Below are 19,270 nucleotides of genomic sequence, written 5' to 3' on the forward strand. Positions count from 1 at the left end.
TAACCATAGGTTTTTATTCAAAATCTTGATGCTTATCATAGTGGCCTGTCCCAAACTTTGGGGCCAGCACCAAAATGATATTGTGGCCACTTTGGACGGGCCCACCAATCAAATCCGCATACGTCAACATTTTACCTATGTGAACCAATCCAATAAAGGGCTTTCCACTTTGTACTTTAACGATTGGAACCACGCCTACTCCAACAAGAACACTGCACTGGCCAAAAGGTTTGCAGAAGAATTCAATCGAAGCCTGCATTTGGCGAAGGACCGGGAAAGGGGTAAAACCACCATAAAAACCATTGTGGACAACAACTACACCGGACTGGATTGGAAACGAAAGGACAATAGTGACTTTATTGAGGTAAACCTGAACGAAGTTCTTAAGCCCGGTGCATCCATTCAATTGTTTTTCACTTACACCATAAAACTCCCGGACGCTAAGTTTACCGGTTATGGACACACGGACAGCAACGGGTACAACCTGAAAGATTGGTATTTGACTCCTGCAGTGTACGATGGGGAATGGAAGTTGTACAACAACAAGAACCTTGATGACATGTACACCGATGTCGCGGACACAAGAATCAATTTTACGTACCCTGACGGACTGTTTTTGGCATCAAACTATCGGGCATCCAGCGTATCGAACTTTCCGGGCGGACAACATGTCCAGCTCATTGGTCAAAAAAGAAAAAATTGCGAGATCATTCTTTCTATTGATGAAAAGTTCACGAAGCATGTCACCAGCTACCTGACCATCACCACCGATATCGAATCAAATAAATATGAGGAAATAGCCCAGGGCATCTCCATCAACAAAATAGCCCAGTTCCTTAATGAAAATTTAGGGGAATACCCCCACGGAAACCTCTTGGTCAGTGAATTTGATTACAACCGCTCCCCGCTTTATGGGTTAAGTCAGCTTCCATCCTTTATCCGGCCTTATGAAGAGCAGTTTCAGTTTGAGATGAAGTTTTTGAAAACGGCCATCAGAAATTACCTAAGGGAATCTCTATATCTGGATCCAAGAAAAGAACGCTGGGTGAACGATGCCATCGGGTACTACTTGATGATAAAATATGTGGAAGACCATTATCCCGATCAAAAACTGGCCGGAAAACTTTCAAAAATCTGGGGAATCAAGAACTTTCACCTTGCGCAGATGCATTTTAATGAGCAGTATACCCTGTTCAGTATGTTGTCCGCCCGTAAAAATATCGATCAAGCGCTCACCACCTCCAACGATTCCCTGATCAAGTTCAACGAAAAGATTGCCAACGGCTACAAAGCCGGACTCGGCATGTCGTACCTATCAGCTTATTTGGGAGAAAAGAAAATTGACAGTACCGTTCTGGATTTTTATAAAAATTATAGGCAGAAACAGGACGTTTCCGCTTCCGACTTCAGAAAAACGATAGAAAAATATGCTGACAAGGATGTAGATTGGTTTTTTGAGGAGTATGTGGCCACGGACAAGAAAATAGATTTCAAGATCAAGAGAATCGAAAAAACGGATGACTCCATCACTTTCGTCCTAAAAAATAAAAGGGGCACCAACGTACCCATTTCGGTTTTTGGGCTTGCAAATGATTCCGTTGTATCCCATTATTGGTTTTCTGATATAGACACGACCAAGAAAATTACCATTCCCCGTAAAAGTGAAGATCGTCTGGTGCTCAATTACGACCAAAAAATTCCGGAATTCAACCAACGGGATAACTGGAAAACATTGAATGGTTGGTTGTCTAGCAACAAAAAATTAAAGTTCCAGTTCTTCAAGGACACCGAAGACCCTTATTATAACCAAGTATTTTACGTTCCCATCGCCAATTTTAACCTGTATGATGGTATAACCCCGGGATTGAGACTGTACAACAAAACCTTTTTGGAAAGACAGTTTCAGTACGATATATCGCCGACCTATTCCTTTTTGGAAAAAACACTCGTGGGAAAAGTGGGTTTCAGGTATCGCAAATACCATCAAAAAACGGGATTGTACGTGACCAATTATTCGTTTTCCGCATCCTCTTCCCATTTTCAGAAAAACTCAAGGTTTTCCACATTGACCCCTGCGGTAAGCTTTGGATGGCGCCCCAATGACCTGCTTTCCAACAGAAGGCAATCCCTGCTTTTGCGCTATCGAAGCGTTTTCCGGAACATCGATGATGGTTTGGAGGGACAATTGGACACCGATCCCGATTATGGTGTTATGAACGTAAGGTTTACAGATGTGGACAACAATATATTGAACTATTCCTCTTGGTCCGTGGATGCACAACATTCCAGTGAATTCACCAAACTTGCCTTTGAACTGGAGTATCGAAAACTGTTCCAGAGCAACCGTCAATTGAACCTCCGTTTCTATGCCGGCAAGTTTTTAAGAAACGATACCCAATCGGATTTTTTCAGCTTTGCGTTGGATAGACCCACGGATTATATGTTCGACCTTGCCTATTTGGGAAGATCGGAAAGCTCCGGGCTTTATAGCCAGCAGGTGATCATAGCCGAGGGCGGATTCAAGTCAAAACTCGAAAACCCATTTGCCAACGACTGGATTGCCACCACCAATGCCAGTACCAACATCTGGAGATGGATAGAGGCCTATGGTGATCTAGGGTTTTTGAGAAGTAAAGGGGACGATGCTCGTTTTGTTTATGATTCAGGCATCCGTTTAAATTTAGTGACCGATTATTTTGAGCTTTACTTTCCCGTATATTCCAACAGGGGGTGGGAAATTGGGCAAGATGATTACGGTCAGCGCATCAGATTCATTGTTACCATTAGCCCTAGAACCTTGGTTGGTTTGTTCACTCGAAAATGGTTTTGATTATATAATTGATAATTTAATAGGTTTAAAAACAGTTTAATTTCAATTTAATTCACTTATAATCTTATTTTATTGAATTATTGACAGTTTATTAACGTGATTTGACATTGCATTTTTGAACGATTTTTAGTAATTTCGCAGAAATCTATGATAATCCATGAAACCTGATCCTAGTACAAGTAACGATATTTCTTTTGATGATTTTAGATCACAGATTCTTCAAGATTATGAAACTGCCGTTACCAGTAGGGAATGTAGTGTAATGGGACGACGGGAGGTGCTCTCCGGAAAGGCCAAATTTGGAATTTTTGGTGATGGAAAGGAGCTTCCACAATTGGCCATGGCCAGAGCCTTTCAAGATGGTGATTTTCGAAGTGGTTACTACCGCGACCAAACTTTTATGATGGCCTTGGGTTATCTAAGCCCAAAAGCATTTTTCCACGGACTTTATGCCACTACAGATTTGGAAAAGGAACCCATGAGCGCTGGACGACAAATGGGGGGACATTTTGTAACCCATAGTCTTAACGAAGATGGTACATGGAAAAACCTTACCGAACAGAAGAACAGTAGTGCCGATATTTCATGTACGGCGGGCCAAATGCCGCGTTTGCTCGGTTTGGCGCAGGCATCCAAAATATACCGACATGTAGAGGGCATCGACCAGACCAACTTCTCCAAAAACGGGAACGAAGTTGCTTGGGGCACCATTGGAAATGCAAGTACAAGCGAGGGACATTTTTTTGAGACATTGAACGCCGCTGGGGTAATGCAAGTGCCCATGGTGATATGTATTTGGGATGATGAATACGGAATTTCGGTTCCTTCCGAATACCACACCACCAAAGGTGATATCTCCGAAGCATTGAGCGGTCTGCAACGCAACGATGATCATGATGGTTTTGAGATTTTGAAAGTCCAAGGATGGGACTATACCGCCTTGATTCATGCCTTTGAAAATGCATCGGACATTGCCCGTGAAGGTCACGTACCCGTAATTATACATGTTACCGAGCTTACGCAGCCCCAGGGGCATTCCACCTCTGGGTCGCATGAAAGGTACAAGTCACCCGAACGTTTGCAATGGGAAAAGGATAACGATTGTAACAAACGGTTCAGAGAATGGATACTCGAAAATGGAATAAGCACGGAGGAGGAGCTCAAAAAAGTGGAGCGAGAAATAAAACACAAGGTCCGTTCCGCCAAAAAAGAGGCATGGTCAGAGTTTTTAAAGCCTCAATTGGCAGCGAAAAAAGAATTGGTCCAATTACTTGAAAATGCTGCCGATAAAAGTCCGAACCGGGTTTTCATCAACAAACTAAAAAACGACCTGATTGCCATTGAGGAGCCTTTAAAAAAAGATTTGGCATCCAAATCCAGGAATGCATTGCGCTATCTCCTTGGGGAATCTACTCCGGAGAAACAGCGACTGCAACAATGGATCGATAATTTTTTGGCCAGCAATGAGCCGCAGTACAGCTCGCATCTTTACAACGAACTTGGCAACAAGGCCACCAAAGTAAAACAAGTACTGCCCTCTTATCCCAACAATCCAGAAGAAGTGGATGGTAGAATCATTCTAAGGGACAATTTTGACACCTTGTTCAACAAATACCCTGAAGCCTTGATTTTTGGTGAGGACACCGGGAATATTGGTGATGTCAACCAAGGGCTGGAGGGACTTCAAAAAAAATATGGGGATTTACGGATTGCAGATACAGGAATACGCGAAACCTCTATCATTGGCCAAGGAATTGGAATGGCATTGCGAGGATTGCGCCCCATTGCGGAAATACAATATTTGGATTACATCCTATACGCAATCCAAACGTTGAGCGATGATTTGGCGACCCTAATGTACAGGACAGTGGGAAAACAAAAGGCCCCGCTTATTGTCCGTACCAGAGGACACCGCTTGGAAGGTATCTGGCACTCAGGTTCGCCCATGGGCGGATTGATCCATTTATTAAGGGGAATGTACATACTTGCACCTAGGAACATGACACAGGCCGCAGGGTTCTACAACACCCTCATGAAAAGTGATGAACCCGCACTTATCATTGAAAGCCTAAACGGCTATCGTCTAAAAGAAAAGAAACCTTCCAATTTGGGTGAGTTCTGCACACCCATTGGTAAGGTAGAGACCATAAAGGAAGGAACCGATATAACACTACTTTCTTATGGGTCTACCCTTAGAATCGTGGAAAAAGTGGCACAAGATCTATTGGAAGTGGGTATAGATGCGGAGGTGATAGATGCACAGACCCTACTACCTTTCGATTTGGACCATGATGTGGTGAAAAGTCTGCAAAAGACCAACCGATTCTTGGTGATTGATGAAGATGTACCCGGTGGATGCTCTGCCTATTTATTGCAAGAAGTGGTTGAAAAACAAGGTGGCTACAAATATTTGGACAGTGCTCCGCAAACCTTGTCGGCAAAAGCGCATCGTCCGGCCTATGCTTCGGATGGCGATTATTTCTCCAAACCCAATGCAGAAGATATTTTTGAAAAAATTTATCAGATCATGCACGAATCCGACCCAAAATCCTATCCCTCTTTAAGATAATATTTTACGGTTGGTAGATTCAAAAAATGCTTTTCGTTGATTATTATTGTATTTTTAAAAACTTAATTTATACTTTCACTTGGATTAAAATTCCCCGTAGATGAAAAACAATACATTGATACATTTAGGACTTGCATTATTAAGGGTTGTACCCTCGGCATTTATGCTTACCCATGGTTACCCAAAACTTATGAACCTGATCAACGGAAATACGGAATTCGCCAACCCGTTTGGTATTGGACAGGCTCCGACATTATTTTTGGCCGTAATCGGGGAGTTCATTTGCCCGCTCCTAATCATCATTGGTTTTAAAACGCGATGGGCGGCCATACCTACAGCCATTACTATGTTCGTAGCCGCATTTATGATCCACGGTGCTGATCCGTTCGGAAGAAAAGAATTGGCATTGTTATACCTTACCGTTTTCGTGGTCATCATGCTACTGGGCCCCGGTAAGTATAGTGTAGATAAAAAATAAACTAAATTATTTCCGAGAGCAGTTCTTTGAGCAAGTCGCTTTGGTCCATATTGTTGGCGCCCACCCCTTTGCTTTTAAGATCTAAGGTCCGTAAGCTGGAAATTACTCCGCTCACCCGCTTCATTGGGTAGTTTTTTGCGGCCACCACATACTCGTTGACAAAATACGGGCTCACACCCAATACTTTTGCAACATTGCCTGGAGAATGGTCTTTAAGGCCATGATATTGTAATAATTGGGTGAAAAAGGTATTCAACAAGGTTATGGTTACCACAAAGGGGTTGTCCTTCGGATTCTGTGCAAAATAATCCACTATTTGCGATGCTTTTTTTACGTTGCGCTCCCCTATTGCCTTTTTCAGCTCAAAATTGTTGTAATCCTTGCTGATTCCAATATGTTCCTCGATAAGGTCGGGCGTAATTTCAGTTTCCCTGGGTATTACCAAGGTCAATTTATCAAGTTCGTTACTGATTTTGCTCAAATCGGTACCCAAGAACTCGACCAGCATCACACAGGATTTTGGCGATATCTTATACTTTTTACTGGCAAGGGTCCTTCTTATCCAGTCCGCCACCTGATTTTCGTACAACTTTTTACTTTCGAAAAGCTCTCCGTTTTTCTGGATGGTCTTGTACAGCTTTTTGCGTTTATCCAGCTTTTTATATTTGTAGCAGAGCACCAAGATTGTTGTGGGCTGAGGATTTTCGGCATAAGAAACCAAATTGTCTATGGTCCTGGAAAGATGTTGGGCCTCCTTTACGATAACCACTTGGTACTGGGCCATCATGGGAAAGCGCTTGGCGTTGGCCACGATATCGTCGACAGAAGTATCTTTTCCATAAAGTACCATCTGATTGAAACCTTTTTCGTCCTCCGTCAGCACGTTTTCGGCTATGTACTCGGAAATACGATCAATATAGTAGGGTTCCTCCCCCATCAAAAAATAAATAGGTTTGGGATTTCCTTCCTTTATTTCCGATACAATCTGTTTTACTTTGTCCATTCAAAATATTTCACCAGTTTTGTCAAATGCAAGATTTGAACTTTCCGCCATATTCGTTTCGAATCAAAAATAGCCAAAATAGACAGTATATTTTTGACGGGATACGTAAAAAGTTCGTGGTGCTTCAACCGGAAGAATGGGTCCGCCAACATGTACTTCGCTATTTGGTGTTCACAAAAAATTACCCGAAAAGCCTTATCAACGTGGAAAAGCAGTTGACGGTGAATTCTTTGAAGAAACGCTACGACGTGGTCGTTTTTAGCCCCGATGGTTCCATATTTCTTCTTGTGGAATGCAAAGCGCCTGAAATTAAAATCACTCAATCCACTTTTGATCAGATTGCAAGGTACGATTACCAGCTAAAGGCGCAACATTTAATGGTTACCAATGGTCTGGAACATTATTATTGCGAAATGGACCACGAAAATGAAAAGTACAGGTTTTTAGAGGATATTCCTGATTTTAGCCGTTAATTTGCCTCCGTTTTGAAAATCGCCATAGTCATACTGAATTGGAACGGGGAAGCCTTGCTCGAAAGGTTCTTGCCCTCGGTAATGGAATATTCCAAGGGCGCCGATATTTATGTGGTGGACAATGCAAGTACAGACGGCTCCGTGGACTTTTTGAAACAACAATATCCTGCCGTGGGCATTGTTCAGAACAGCGTTAACGGGGGTTTTGCAAAAGGGTACAACGATGGTCTCGAGCATATAGAAGCAGATGTCTTTTGCCTGCTCAACTCCGATGTGGAAGTCACAGAAAATTGGTTGGAACCCATAAAAAATGCCTTTGATACCCTGTCGGATGCTTCCATCATCCAACCTAAAATATTAGATCTTACAAAAAAAGACTATTTTGAATATGCCGGTGCTGCCGGAGGATTCATCGACATGTTCGGGTATCCGTTTTGCCGTGGACGTATTTTTCAGACCATAGAAAAAGACGAGGGACAGTATGATGATGTCAAAGAGGTATTTTGGGCCACAGGGGCTTGCATGTTCATAAAAAGTGATGTTTTCAAAAAACTTGGCGGTTTTGATGAAGACTATTTTGCGCATCAAGAAGAAGTGGACCTGTGCTGGCGGGCCAAAAATGCGGGGCATAAGGTTTACTACGTGGGGCATAGCCACGTTTATCACTTGGGCGGAAGCACCTTGTCCAATATGAATCCCAAGAAAACATTCTTGAATTTTAGAAACTCCCTCTACTCCATCACAAAAAACCTTCCCAGAAAAAAAGCAATGCCGTTGGTTTTTGCCAGGTTAGTGCTTGATGCCATTGCGGCAATTCGCTTTGTCTTCCAATTAAAGTTCGACCACTGCTTTGCCGTATTGAGGGCACATCTCAGTTTTTATGCTAACTTTATAAAAATGTACAGAAAACGGGAAAAAGCTAATTTTTTATTAAAGTACCATGTTACGACATCCATAGTATGGTCTTACTTCGTAAATCAAATAGAGAATTTTAACATTTTAGTAAAAGATTAACGATGCCGAAATATAGACACCTTGGTTTTTATCTAATTTTGGTGTAGTTTTTTAACATTTGATAAATCTAACAATCCTTAAATTATATTCTGAACTATGAAAAAAGTTTTTCTAGGAACATTGGCGATGACAGTACTTTTATCTTCTTGCGTATCGCAGAAGAAATATGCTGAATTGGAAGCCAAACAAAAAGAAACCCAAGACCTATTGAACTCTGCGACCGTTAAGTTGAACGATTGCTTAGAAGAAAAAGCAACCGCAGACTCAAGGTTGAAAACCCTCGAAGATCAAAATGCATTCCTTAAAGCGAACAACCAAGAACTCATCAACAATATGGGCAACTTGACAACGCTTACTACAAAAGGTGCGGAAAACCTTGAAAAATCTTTGGAGAGTCTTAAAGAAAAAGATCTTACAATCAGAAAGCTGCAAGATGCCGTTACCAGAAGAGATTCTGTGAACCTTTCATTGGTTCAGAGCTTGAAAGGCGTTTTGGGCAACTTGGACGATGAGGATATCGAAATCAGTGTTGAAAAAGGCGTTGTATTCGTATCCATCTCTGATAAATTATTGTTTAGAAGCGGAAGTTACAATGTAACTAACGAAGCTAAAGAAGTACTTGGTAAAGTAGCCAAAGTAGTCAACAATAAGCCTGATTTTGAATTTATGGTAGAAGGTCACACCGACAACGTACCTTACAGAAGCGGTGTACTTCTTGACAACTGGGATTTGAGTGCCAAAAGAGCAACATCCGTTGTTAGAATCCTTCAAAATGACTTTGGTGTAGATCCTGCCCGTATGACAGCAGCCGGACGTAGCTACTACGTGCCTCTTGTTGGAAACGACACTTCTGCAAACAGAGCTAAAAACAGGAGAACAAGAATTGTTGTACTTCCAAAAATCGATCAGTTCTATAACATGATTGAAGAAGGAATGAAAGATCCTGCCATCGGTGGTACAGGCAAATAAGAAATAATCATCTTATAGATAAAAGAAAAGCGGCCAAATGGCCGCTTTTTTTATTTAGTAGGTCTCTAGACAGTCCTTGCCTTTTTGGATAACTAGTAAATTTCAAGACTTCCTTTCCCCTCCCGGATAACCTCTGGCTGATCACCCGAAAGATCTATGACCGTGGAGGCCACATTATCGCCATAACCACCATCAATCACCAGATCCACTAGGTTTTGCCACTTCTCAAAAATGAGCTCAGGGTCCGTGGTATATTCCAAAATATCATCGTCATCACGGATTGAGGTAGAAACGATGGGATGTCCCAACCCAGAAACCAAGGCTCGGGCTATATTGTTGTCCGGAACCCTGATTCCCACAGTCTTCTTTTTTTTGAAATCCTTTGGTAAATTATTGTTTCCCGGAAGAATGAAGGTATAGGGACCGGGTAGGGTTCTTTTCAATATTTTGAACGTTGGGCTATCGATTTGCCTTACATAATCGGACAGGTTGCTCAAATCGGCACATATAAAGGACCAATTCGCTTTTTCCAGTTTAACCCCCTTTATCCTTGCTATTCTTTGCAGGGCCTTGGAATTGGTAATATCGCAACCAAGCCCATATACGGTATCCGTAGGATAAATGACGAGGCCACCTCTTCGTAATACCTCGACTACTTTTTCAACCTGTTTGGGATTAGGGTTCTCTTCGTAAAGTTTAATAAGCTCGGCCATTGGTTTTTGGGATAAACCATAAAGATAATACTTATTAAAACCAATTGTATGAAGCGACCTAAGGACCTGTTAAACATTTGCCAATGTACACAACCAATATTGTTCTCTGAATCTATATATAAACGGAAAAGGGGCATTCGTCAATTCATATGGGGTATTGGTTGATTTGGACCCTTCTGATTGGAATAAATGACACAACTTTGACCAAAAATTGGTTTACGATGAACACAAAAAAAATATTTTGGGCCTTTATAGGACTATGTCTTTTAATAAACTTTACAAGTTGTCAGAATAAAACTTCAAAGGCATCAAAAGATGGAAATTTCGATGCCAAGGAAATTATAGCCGAATTGGATTTTTTATTGAATCAGTTGGATGATCTGGATGCCACAAATTGTCAAAACCTGGATGAGATAGTAACGATCAACGAAAAAATGAGAGGAGTGATCGAGAGCATCCGTTCGGTACATCAATTTGATAAAGTGGTAAATGCCTTTGATCAAAATAGACAGCAAATTGCATTTGTGGTTTCAAAGGATAAACGATTTGGTGTTTTCTCTTGGGAAACGAAAATGGATTGTTTGGGCAACGGCATTAAGAATGTTGCACTCTACAAATGGAACGAAAAAATCATGGCCTCTTCGCTTTATGGCATGCCCTTGATCTATGACCAAATATCCACCAAGGAACCCCAGAACAAGAAAAAAGTCTACTTTCTTTACGGGACGCCATCAAAAGCGGAACAATCGGAACTTTTTATAACCAAGGCATACACCATTATCGATGGTGATTTAACGGAGTCAAATATTTCATTGCCAGAAAAGGATTTGATGCAAATGCAGTACGCCGCATCGGCAAGAAAGTCCTAGGTTTCAATATTTGGCCTATTGATAAAAGCCAATATCGTCCAGGACAACAATACCCAAGGTATCCTTGTTAAAAATAAATTGGATGCTTTTTAGTTTGTCCAACTTTAAACTGTCATTATTTTTCAAAAATGATGAGATTGGAACGTAACAGCTTTTTAATTGCACCTCTGTATCCTTGCCTATCATTTCCTTGTCCAAAAATTCAAATTTGGTGAACTTGCTTCTTATCCGGCCGGGAAGTCTGTTTTCGTCCGCAATAGCCACAGAAGCGGCATTCCCAAGACTATCTTTAAGTTGAATGCTAAAATTGAATCCCCGTTTGGGCGGCTCCACTTTCTTCTCTCCGTCCTTAAGGGATAATTCAGAGATATCACCCATGGCCATGGAAAGTGTCAAGGTGTCCGCCATCCCAAAATTTCCCAAAGTATCCGGTAAAGTGATGGTATAGACAGGTACTGAATCAATATCAACATCCTTGCCATGCTTCCAGCCCAGAACGAGCGCATTATTTTGCTGGCTTCCGCCATCCCTTGCTTCCAGTTCAGTTTCGCGCCATACCTTAAAATTATCACCCTTTAAGTTAATACCATCGCCCGCAACTGTTACATCCATTTCATTTTCAAAATCGACCAGCACCATTTTGTCCGTATCGCTATATTGGCTCAAGTATGTTTCCTTGGGCAACCAATCCATTGCCAAATCCACATTCTTGAACATGGGCCTGTAATCCTTGCTTCCTTTGAGAACGGCCTCGGCGAAAGCGCTCACATAAACCTTGGCCGCTTCGTGCTGTTCCTCCCCTGAAACCAAAGGTTTCAAATTGAGAAGCCATTTCATCGGAGCTCCAAAATCCGACCGACCCCAAGTGGAGTTAAATTGTCCATGATTTGCATGGTTCATGTACAGACCGGCCTTGAATCCATCAAAATCTTCCGAAAACTTTAGACGGTGAAATGGACGCATGCCCCAAAAACTGGTTTCGTCCGAATCATAGGCGCCTTGAATGGACAAATAATTGATATCCTTGAGGTCAATTTCTCGATTATACCTGTAATCCGTAGGGGCTATGGTAACGATTCCCTTGATCCCGAAACCAAAATCGAAGGTTTGGTTCCCATTATCCGGAAATCGCTCCAACTTGTTGAAAGCAGCAGCAATGGATACGGCCTCACCCCCTCTGGAGTGGCCCACCAAAACAATGTTGTCCATGTCCACCTTGTTCGCCAATCCGGAATTGTCGTCTTGGTTCCATTTTCTCCATTGCTCTAAATGTTTGAGCAACAACCAGCCTCGTGCGGGCATTTCTTTGCCCCTAAAATCGCCCGACCAATGGGCATTGATAAAGTTCTCATCCACCGAGACACCAATAATGCCCCTACTGGCAAGCAATTCTCCCAAATAGGCATATCCAGCATCCGAATAATCGATCATGCTATGGTTCCCGTGCACCATCATCACCATAGGGAACGGGCCTTCGCCTTTGGGCATGTAAACTCGCGCGTTCAAGGGGAAGCTATCTACTCCAAATCCCCAGAATTTTTCGCGCCATTTTTTCTTTTTGCCTTTCCATTCGGGAAGTAACAAGGAAGCATCGACCGTAGGGGATTTGATTTTAACCCCTTCGGCATATTCCGGTCGCTTTTGGTCGGTCCCACTCCCGTATGTAAAGACATCTACCTCGAAATTGCCTTTTGTGGACGGATTTTCAATGCCCCGCTCCTCCAATGTTTTTACATCCAGAGAATCTTCCGCCGACGATGTATCTTGATATGGGTCTCCTTCCAAAGAGTTGAAACTGTAAAAACCCAAAAAAGCCAAAACAATTCCAAAAAAAACAAGGATGGCTCCCGTTTTTATCTTCTTTATCTTGATGACTTGCCACAGACCTGCTACAAACAAAACCAAACAGGCGAAACCGAACAATACGAGTCCGTAAAATAATATGGGCGGCCACCTGAAGGCATACATCCGTAAAAGATACACGGCCAAAAATCCGCCCAGTATCGTCGTCACAAAGGGTATGGGGATTTTTTTGACCAAAGGCATCAGCCAAAAAAGAAGCACTTTTAAAAGTATGAGCAGTGCAATACCGATCAGCATTCCAACAATCATGGTGGACCATGCGGGATATCCCAATTCGTAATGATAGCCCGCCACACCAAAAAGTATGATTGTAAGAATAGCTACGGCAATAAATACGGGCTTAAGAAAGAGGTTTTTCATAGGGGGAGGTCGGTTGGTTTGGTCTGAAAATTCAAAATAATAGCTCTGAATTTACGCATTTTTGTCCGCACGGACCGACTCCCAAAAATAATTTTGAAAATCCTTAAACCGATATTGGTTTATTTATCAGAAAAAGAAAAATTGGACTATGCATCGTCCAAAACCTCAAGCTTGGCAAAACGGAGCAACAATTTTTTGATGCCTCCTTGGTCAAAGTGTATTTCCGCCTTTTTATCGCTCCCAACTCCATCAATGTTGAGTATTTTCCCCCTTCCAAATCGTGTGTGGTTTACTCTGGCGCCAATGACAAGGCCGGGGTCCAAATCCATGGATTTGCCCGGTGAAGCGATTTCAGGTTTCAGTTTCCGCAATTTCCGTAACTGGTTTTCGTTCGGCTTTTGAACGCTTGGCGGTGTTCCGTTCCTTGGCTTTTCCTGTCTGAGCCTGCTTTTATCCACTTCTCCAAAAATATTCTTATCGATCATGGACTTGTAGCGGTATCCATCATTGACGGGAGTTAGATTCTCCACGTACCTTTCCTCAATTTCTTCCAAAAAACGACTTGGCTCGGCATCTATCAGTTTTCCCCATCGGTATCGGTTTTGGGTATAGGTAAGAAATGCCTGTTTTTCGGCACGTGTGAGCGCAACATAGAACAATCTTCGCTCCTCTTCCAGCTCACTTCGGGTATTCATGCTCATGGCAGAAGGAAACAAGTCCTCTTCCATACCAACGATGTAAACGTACGGAAATTCAAGTCCTTTGGCCAAGTGAATGGTCATTAGCGCAACCCGGTCATCGTCCCCGATATCCTTGTCCATGTCCGTTGCCAACGCTACATCTTCCAAAAACTCGGTAAGGCTGCCCGTGGCATCCGCAATCTCTTTTTGCCCCTCCACAAAATCCTTGATACCGTTCAAAAGCTCCTCAATGTTCTCCATTTTGGCAATCCCTTCGGGGGTACCATCTTTTTTGAACTCCAGCAATAGTCCCGTTTTTTTGGCTACATACTCCGCCAAGGTAAAAGCATCCGAACCTTCATTCATGATCTGGAAGCTCTTTATCATAGTGACAAAGTCCGCCAATTTCCTTTTAGTGCCCGCGTTGATGTTCATGTTGAGCTTATCCAGATGTTCCATGACCTCGTAAATGGAACGTCCATAATGATTGGCAGCAACTACAAGCTTGTCAATAGTAGTCTGCCCTATCCCACGCGTAGGAAAGTTTATGACCCGTTTTAGCGCTTCCTCATCTTTGGGGTTGATGACCAATCGCAAATAGGCAAGTACGTCCTTGATTTCCTTGCGCTGGTAGAAGGATAATCCACCATAAATACGATATGGGATGTCCCGCTTGCGAAGTGCGTCCTCAATGGCACGGGATTGTGAATTGGTACGATACAGCACGGCAAAATCGCCATTTTGCATCTGGTTCTGCATCTTGTTCTCAAAAATGGACCCGGCCACATAGCGACCTTCCTCAGCATCGGTAACACTTCGGTGTATTTTTATGAGCCCACCATCATCATTGGAGGTCCAAACATTCTTCTCCAATTGGTTCTTATTGTTGGCAATAATGGAATTGGCCGCATTTACGATATTCTTGGTGGAACGGTAATTCTGTTCCAGACGATACACGGCAACATCATCATAATCCCGTTGAAAGTTCAGAATATTACTGATGTTGGCCCCACGGAAGGAATAAATACTCTGTGCATCGTCCCCTACCACACAAATGTTTTGGTAACGGTCCGATAACGCCTTTACAATGAGGTATTGAGAATGGTTGGTATCTTGGTACTCATCCACCAAAATGTATCGGAAACGGTCCTGATACTTCATCAATACCTCGGGGAAACGGGTCAAAAGTTCGTTGGTTCGCAACAATAGGTCATCAAAATCCATGGCTCCGGCCTTAAAACATCGGTCCACATAATTCTGATAGATCTCTCCCAATCTGGGGCGTTTGGCCATGGCATCCGCCTCCATGAGCTCAGGATTCTGAAAATAGGCCTTCACCGTGATCAAGCTGTTTTTATATGAAGATATACGGTTCTGGACCTGTTTGTACTTGTAAATATCCTTGTCCAGCCCCATTTCTTTGATAATGGAAGCAATCAAACGTTGGGAATCCTGTGTGTCGTAAATGGTGAAGTTACTGGGATAGCCCAATTTGTCCCCATCAAACCGGAGCAATTTGGCAAAAACGGAGTGGAAGGTTCCCATCCAAAGGTTTTTCGCTTCGGAATTACCTACAATGGCAGCAATACGCTTCTTCATCTCACGTGCAGCCTTGTTGGTAAAGGTGAGGGCCAAAATATTAAAGGAATCCACCCCCTGCTCCATCAAATGGGCAATCCGGTACGTAAGCACACGCGTCTTTCCAGAGCCAGCACCGGCAATCACCATTAAAGGTCCATCTTTGTGCAGCACCGGAGCGCGCTGCGCATCGTTCAATTCATCAATAAAATTACTCAAGGGTCAGAAGCTTTTTTAAGTAGGCGTGAAATTAGCCATTATTGATCTCTTGCTAAAATCAAGCTTTCAATTTTTATAAACACTGTATTCGGATTTGGATTGATTTTTAAATATATTTAACCCCTCAACCAAAAAAGCTGATGAATTTTCAACATTTTCCCCTATTCCTTTTACTTTTTATTGCATTCTCCGGAATTTCCCAAGAAACAAAAAGCGGTCCAATCATACAAGGTTATGGAGCGGTATGGGAAATAGAAAATCCGGATTTTAAAACAGATACCTCGCAAGAGTTCAAAGTGGTTTTTGATGTAAAAGAGGGCCCTGAATCGGATACCGAGATCAATAGGAACCTGAATACAGTGGCCCGGTTTCTTAATATGCATGCACAAAACGGCATACCCGCGTCGCAGCTTAAAGTTGCGCTTATAGTTCACGGTACTGCTGCCAGAAACCTATTGTCGGACAAGGCCCATAAGGATAGATACAAAGTGGGCAACCCAAACCGGGAACTCGTGGAGCTATTGCTGGATGCCGGTGTAGAAGTGATCATGTGCGGACAATCTTCCAAAACAAGGGGGCTTCCTAAAGAAGACCTGATTCCTAGGGTGAAGATTGCCCTTTCCGCAATGACAGCCAATATTCAATTGCAAAATCAAGGCTACCGTCCAATTATATTATAAACCAACAAATATTATTATGAAGAAAATTTTAGCACTTGCCTTTAGTGTCGCAAGTTTGTGCGCGTATGCACAAGACCATGGGCTCGAAAAGGATATTGCCGCAGTGGAATCCAAAGTGATCGAATGGCGCCGTGATATCCATGAGCATCCCGAACTAAGCAACAGGGAGTTCAAAACAGCGGAAAAAATAGCCAAGCATTTAAAATCCTTGGGTATCGAGGTGCAAACAGGAGTGGCCCACACAGGAGTTGTGGGACTTTTAAAAGGCGACCACCTAGGGAAAGTGGTAGCCCTAAGGGCAGATATTGATGCACTTCCTGTTACAGAACGAAATGATCTACCATTTAAATCTGAAGTTACCTCCGAATATTTGGGGCAGGAAGTTGGTGTGATGCACGCCTGCGGACACGATACCCATATTGCCATTTTGATGGGAACCGCAGAGGTTTTGGCCAAAAACAAAGATAAAATCCACGGCACGGTTAAATTTATATTTCAACCTGCTGAAGAAGGAGCACCTCCTGGAGAAGAAGGTGGCGCAGAACTTATGGTGAAGGAAGGTGTGCTTGATAACCCCAAAGTGGATGCCATTTACGGCCTACATATCGGTTCTTACCTACCCGTAGGGCATATTGCCTACAAACCGGGCGGTGCCATGGCGGCCGCGCAACGTTTTGTGGTAAACATTAAAGGAAAGCAGTCCCATGGATCACAACCATGGAGCGGTATCGACCCAATTTTTGTGGCATCTAAAATTGTGGATGGCTTTCAATCCATCATCAGCCGGGAATTGGAATTGACCAAGGAAGCAGCCGTTATCACAGTCGGAAAAATCAGTGGCGGAGTACGTAACAATATCATTCCGGAAAGTGCCGAACTTATCGGAACTATCCGTACGTTGGATTATGACATGCAAAAACAAGTTAATGATAGGATGATAGAAATGGCTGAAACCATTGCCAAGGCATACCGTGCCGAAGCTACAGTGGATATCGCCAAAGGTGTGCCGATCACCTACAACGACCCTGATCTGACAGCTACATCGTTGCCCAGTCTTCAAGAAGTGGCAGGAGCGGAAAATGTACATTTGATCAAGGCCATCACAGGGGCCGAAGACTTTTCCTTTTATCAGGAAAATGTACCCGGATTCTTTTTTGTTTTGGGAGGCAAGGATCCCAATGCCGCTCCGGACGAACATTTTCCGCATCATACGCCCGACTTTAAAATTGATGACAGTGGACTGCAATTGGGCGTAAAAGCTATGACAGAAATTGCTTTGGATTACTTGGACAGAACTAAATAGAAAGCGTTAAAAACAAAAAACTTTAAGCCCCAATATCCTCCTTCATTTGGAATTTGGATATTGGGGCTTGATATTTGTGCAGTACACTTCAATTTAAAATATGGAATCATTCCTTGATTTTTTAGCCGATATCCCATGGTGGGGATGGTTGTTGATTTTCCTTTTGTTGGTTGCCATACGGGACATCTTTATCCAAAGAGCACATACCATTAGCCACAACTATCCCATTGTTGGACATTTACGCTATTGGTTGGAAAGTATAGGGCCGGAGATGCGTCAATATTTTGTGGCAAATAACCGGGAAGAACTTCCATTTAACCGTATAGAACGTAGCTGGATCTATGCGTCTGCCAAAAAAGAAAACAATTATGAAGGGTTTGGTACCGACAGGGACATCTACAAGCACCAACATATTTTCATTAAAAATGCCATGATAGGGTTTCAAATGCCCGAAGACCATCCAAATAAAGAACATCCATACTTTTTACCATGCGCCAAGGTGATGGGCGCCCACAACAAGCGTAAAAAGCCCTATCGACCGGCCTCCATCATCAATGTATCCGCCATGAGTTTTGGTTCGCTTTCCGCAGCCGCCATCGAATCATTGAACAAAGGTGTCGAGAAATGCGGCGCATACCATAACACGGGTGAAGGCGGTCTTTCTCCCTACCACGGACAAGGTGGGGACGTTATTTTTCATTTTGGGACCGGATATTTTGGGGTAAGGTCGCGCGATGGAGGATTTTCAATGGACAAATTAAAAGTACTAGTGGATGAAAACCCATGTATCAAGGCCATTGAAATCAAATTATCACAAGGGGCAAAACCCGGTAAGGGAGGTGTATTGCCAGGTTCAAAAATCACGCCCGAGCTAGCGGAGATTCGTGGTGTCGAAGTTGGAAAAGATGTAGTTTCCCCTCCTACCCACAAAGCATTCACCAACATCCCGGAGCTTTTGGAATTTATTGAGGCCATTGCAGATGAGACCGGACTTCCCGTAGGAATTAAGGGTGCCATAGGTAAAATTGACCAATGGCAAGAACTTGCCGATTTAATGAAGAAAACGGGCAAGGGCCCAGATTTCATAACCATTGATGGTGGTGAAGGTGGCACAGGTGCGGCGCCGCCTAGTTTTGCCGACCATGTTTCCTTACCATGGAGCTATGGGTTTGCATCGGTTTACAAGCTGTTTCTGGAGCGTGAACTTACAGAGAGAATTGTTTTTATTGGAAGTGGAAAGTTAGGTTTTCCCGGAAAGGCGGCCATGGCATTTGCCATGGGAGCGGACTGCATTAATGTGGCCCGTGAAGCCATGATGAGCATAGGGTGTATTCAAGCCCAGGTCTGCCATACCAACCGCTGTCCATCAGGAGTGGCCACCCAGAACAAGTGGTTGCAAAAAGGGATCGATGTTCCCTTAAAATCGGATAGATTGGCACAATACTTTAAAACATTCAGAAAAGAATTTTTGGAAATCACCCATGCCGCGGGTTACGAACATCCCTGTCAATTTAATATGGAAGATATACAAGTGAACGTGGATGATGATTATCTTAGCAGCGATATCCGAAGGGTGTACAAATATCAAAAAGAGAAAGTCCCTTTCAATTCGATGAAAGAGCTTTATGGGTGTGAATACCTGGGAGGAAAAAAACAACTTAATTAAAAA

At 42.9% G+C, this 19,270-nt stretch carries 14 protein-coding genes; 10 read left to right on the forward strand and 4 right to left on the reverse strand.

Annotation, left to right across the window (positions count from 1 at the left end; all coding sequences use genetic code 11):
- The first annotated feature begins 28 nt into the window (after positions 1-28).
- The 3 genes from SD449_RS02830 (at position 29) to SD449_RS02840 (ending at position 5,877) form a co-directional block, all read left to right on the forward strand.
- Entirely contained in the window at positions 29-2,830 is a 2,802-nt protein-coding gene (locus tag SD449_RS02830) for a metalloprotease (protein ID WP_318309184.1), read from the forward strand.
- A gap of 157 nt (positions 2,831-2,987) precedes the next feature.
- Entirely contained in the window at positions 2,988-5,399 is a 2,412-nt protein-coding gene (locus tag SD449_RS02835) for an alpha-ketoacid dehydrogenase subunit alpha/beta (protein WP_318308603.1), read from the forward strand.
- 100 nt (positions 5,400-5,499) lie between these two features.
- On the forward strand, positions 5,500-5,877 hold the full coding sequence (locus tag SD449_RS02840) for a DoxX family protein (protein ID WP_318308604.1): 378 nt from the start codon (positions 5,500-5,502) through the stop codon (positions 5,875-5,877).
- 1 nt (position 5,878) lies between these two features.
- Here the strand turns inward: SD449_RS02840 and holA are convergent, their stop codons facing one another.
- A complete protein-coding gene (gene holA, locus SD449_RS02845; RefSeq protein WP_318308606.1) occupies positions 5,879-6,880 on the reverse strand; it encodes a DNA polymerase III subunit delta in 1,002 nt (333 codons plus the stop codon).
- Positions 6,881-6,906: 26 nt separating this feature from the next.
- Here holA and SD449_RS02850 point away from each other — a divergent pair, with 26 nt between their 5' ends.
- From SD449_RS02850 to SD449_RS02860, 3 genes are all read left to right on the forward strand, one after another.
- A complete protein-coding gene (locus SD449_RS02850; RefSeq protein ID WP_318308607.1) occupies positions 6,907-7,353 on the forward strand; it encodes a type I restriction enzyme HsdR N-terminal domain-containing protein in 447 nt (148 codons plus the stop codon).
- Between the two features lie 12 nt (positions 7,354-7,365).
- Complete coding sequence (locus SD449_RS02855; protein WP_318308608.1) at positions 7,366-8,367, forward strand: glycosyltransferase family 2 protein; 1,002 nt, start codon at positions 7,366-7,368, stop codon at positions 8,365-8,367.
- A gap of 96 nt (positions 8,368-8,463) precedes the next feature.
- Entirely contained in the window at positions 8,464-9,336 is an 873-nt protein-coding gene (locus tag SD449_RS02860) for an OmpA family protein (RefSeq protein WP_318308610.1), read from the forward strand.
- 92 nt (positions 9,337-9,428) lie between these two features.
- Here SD449_RS02860 and SD449_RS02865 read toward each other — a convergent pair whose 3' ends face one another.
- The gene (locus SD449_RS02865; RefSeq protein ID WP_318308612.1) at positions 9,429-10,049 is read right to left on the reverse strand and encodes an L-threonylcarbamoyladenylate synthase; all 621 of its coding nucleotides are present in this window, start codon (positions 10,047-10,049) and stop codon (positions 9,429-9,431) included.
- Positions 10,050-10,270: 221 nt separating this feature from the next.
- Here SD449_RS02865 and SD449_RS02870 point away from each other — a divergent pair, with 221 nt between their 5' ends.
- Positions 10,271-10,918 carry a hypothetical protein gene (locus tag SD449_RS02870; RefSeq protein ID WP_318308614.1) on the forward strand — a complete coding sequence of 216 codons (648 nt, stop codon included), beginning with the start codon at positions 10,271-10,273 and terminating at the stop codon, positions 10,916-10,918.
- Between the two features lie 15 nt (positions 10,919-10,933).
- Here the strand turns inward: SD449_RS02870 and SD449_RS02875 are convergent, their stop codons facing one another.
- Positions 10,934-13,141, reverse strand: coding sequence for a Yip1 family protein (locus SD449_RS02875; protein WP_318308616.1), 2,208 nt, complete (start codon positions 13,139-13,141; stop codon positions 10,934-10,936).
- A gap of 146 nt (positions 13,142-13,287) precedes the next feature.
- Positions 13,288-15,618, reverse strand: a complete 2,331-nt coding sequence (locus SD449_RS02880; RefSeq protein ID WP_318308617.1) for an ATP-dependent helicase — start codon at positions 15,616-15,618, stop codon at positions 13,288-13,290.
- Positions 15,619-15,758: 140 nt separating this feature from the next.
- On the opposite strand from SD449_RS02880, the gene SD449_RS02885 reads away from it, so the two are divergent.
- The 3 genes from SD449_RS02885 to SD449_RS02895 all read left to right on the forward strand — a co-directional run bounded on the left by SD449_RS02885 (position 15,759) and on the right by SD449_RS02895 (position 19,267).
- Entirely contained in the window at positions 15,759-16,298 is a 540-nt protein-coding gene (locus tag SD449_RS02885) for a DsrE family protein (protein WP_318308618.1), read from the forward strand.
- Between the two features lie 16 nt (positions 16,299-16,314).
- The gene (locus tag SD449_RS02890; RefSeq protein ID WP_318308619.1) at positions 16,315-17,601 is read left to right on the forward strand and encodes an amidohydrolase; all 1,287 of its coding nucleotides are present in this window, start codon (positions 16,315-16,317) and stop codon (positions 17,599-17,601) included.
- Between the two features lie 100 nt (positions 17,602-17,701).
- Complete coding sequence (locus tag SD449_RS02895) at positions 17,702-19,267, forward strand: FMN-binding glutamate synthase family protein (protein ID WP_318308621.1); 1,566 nt, start codon at positions 17,702-17,704, stop codon at positions 19,265-19,267.
- Positions 19,268-19,270: the final 3 nt, after the last annotated feature.

Source organism: Flagellimonas crocea, from assembly GCF_033441595.1.
GTDB classification, from domain to species: domain Bacteria; phylum Bacteroidota; class Bacteroidia; order Flavobacteriales; family Flavobacteriaceae; genus Flagellimonas; species Flagellimonas crocea.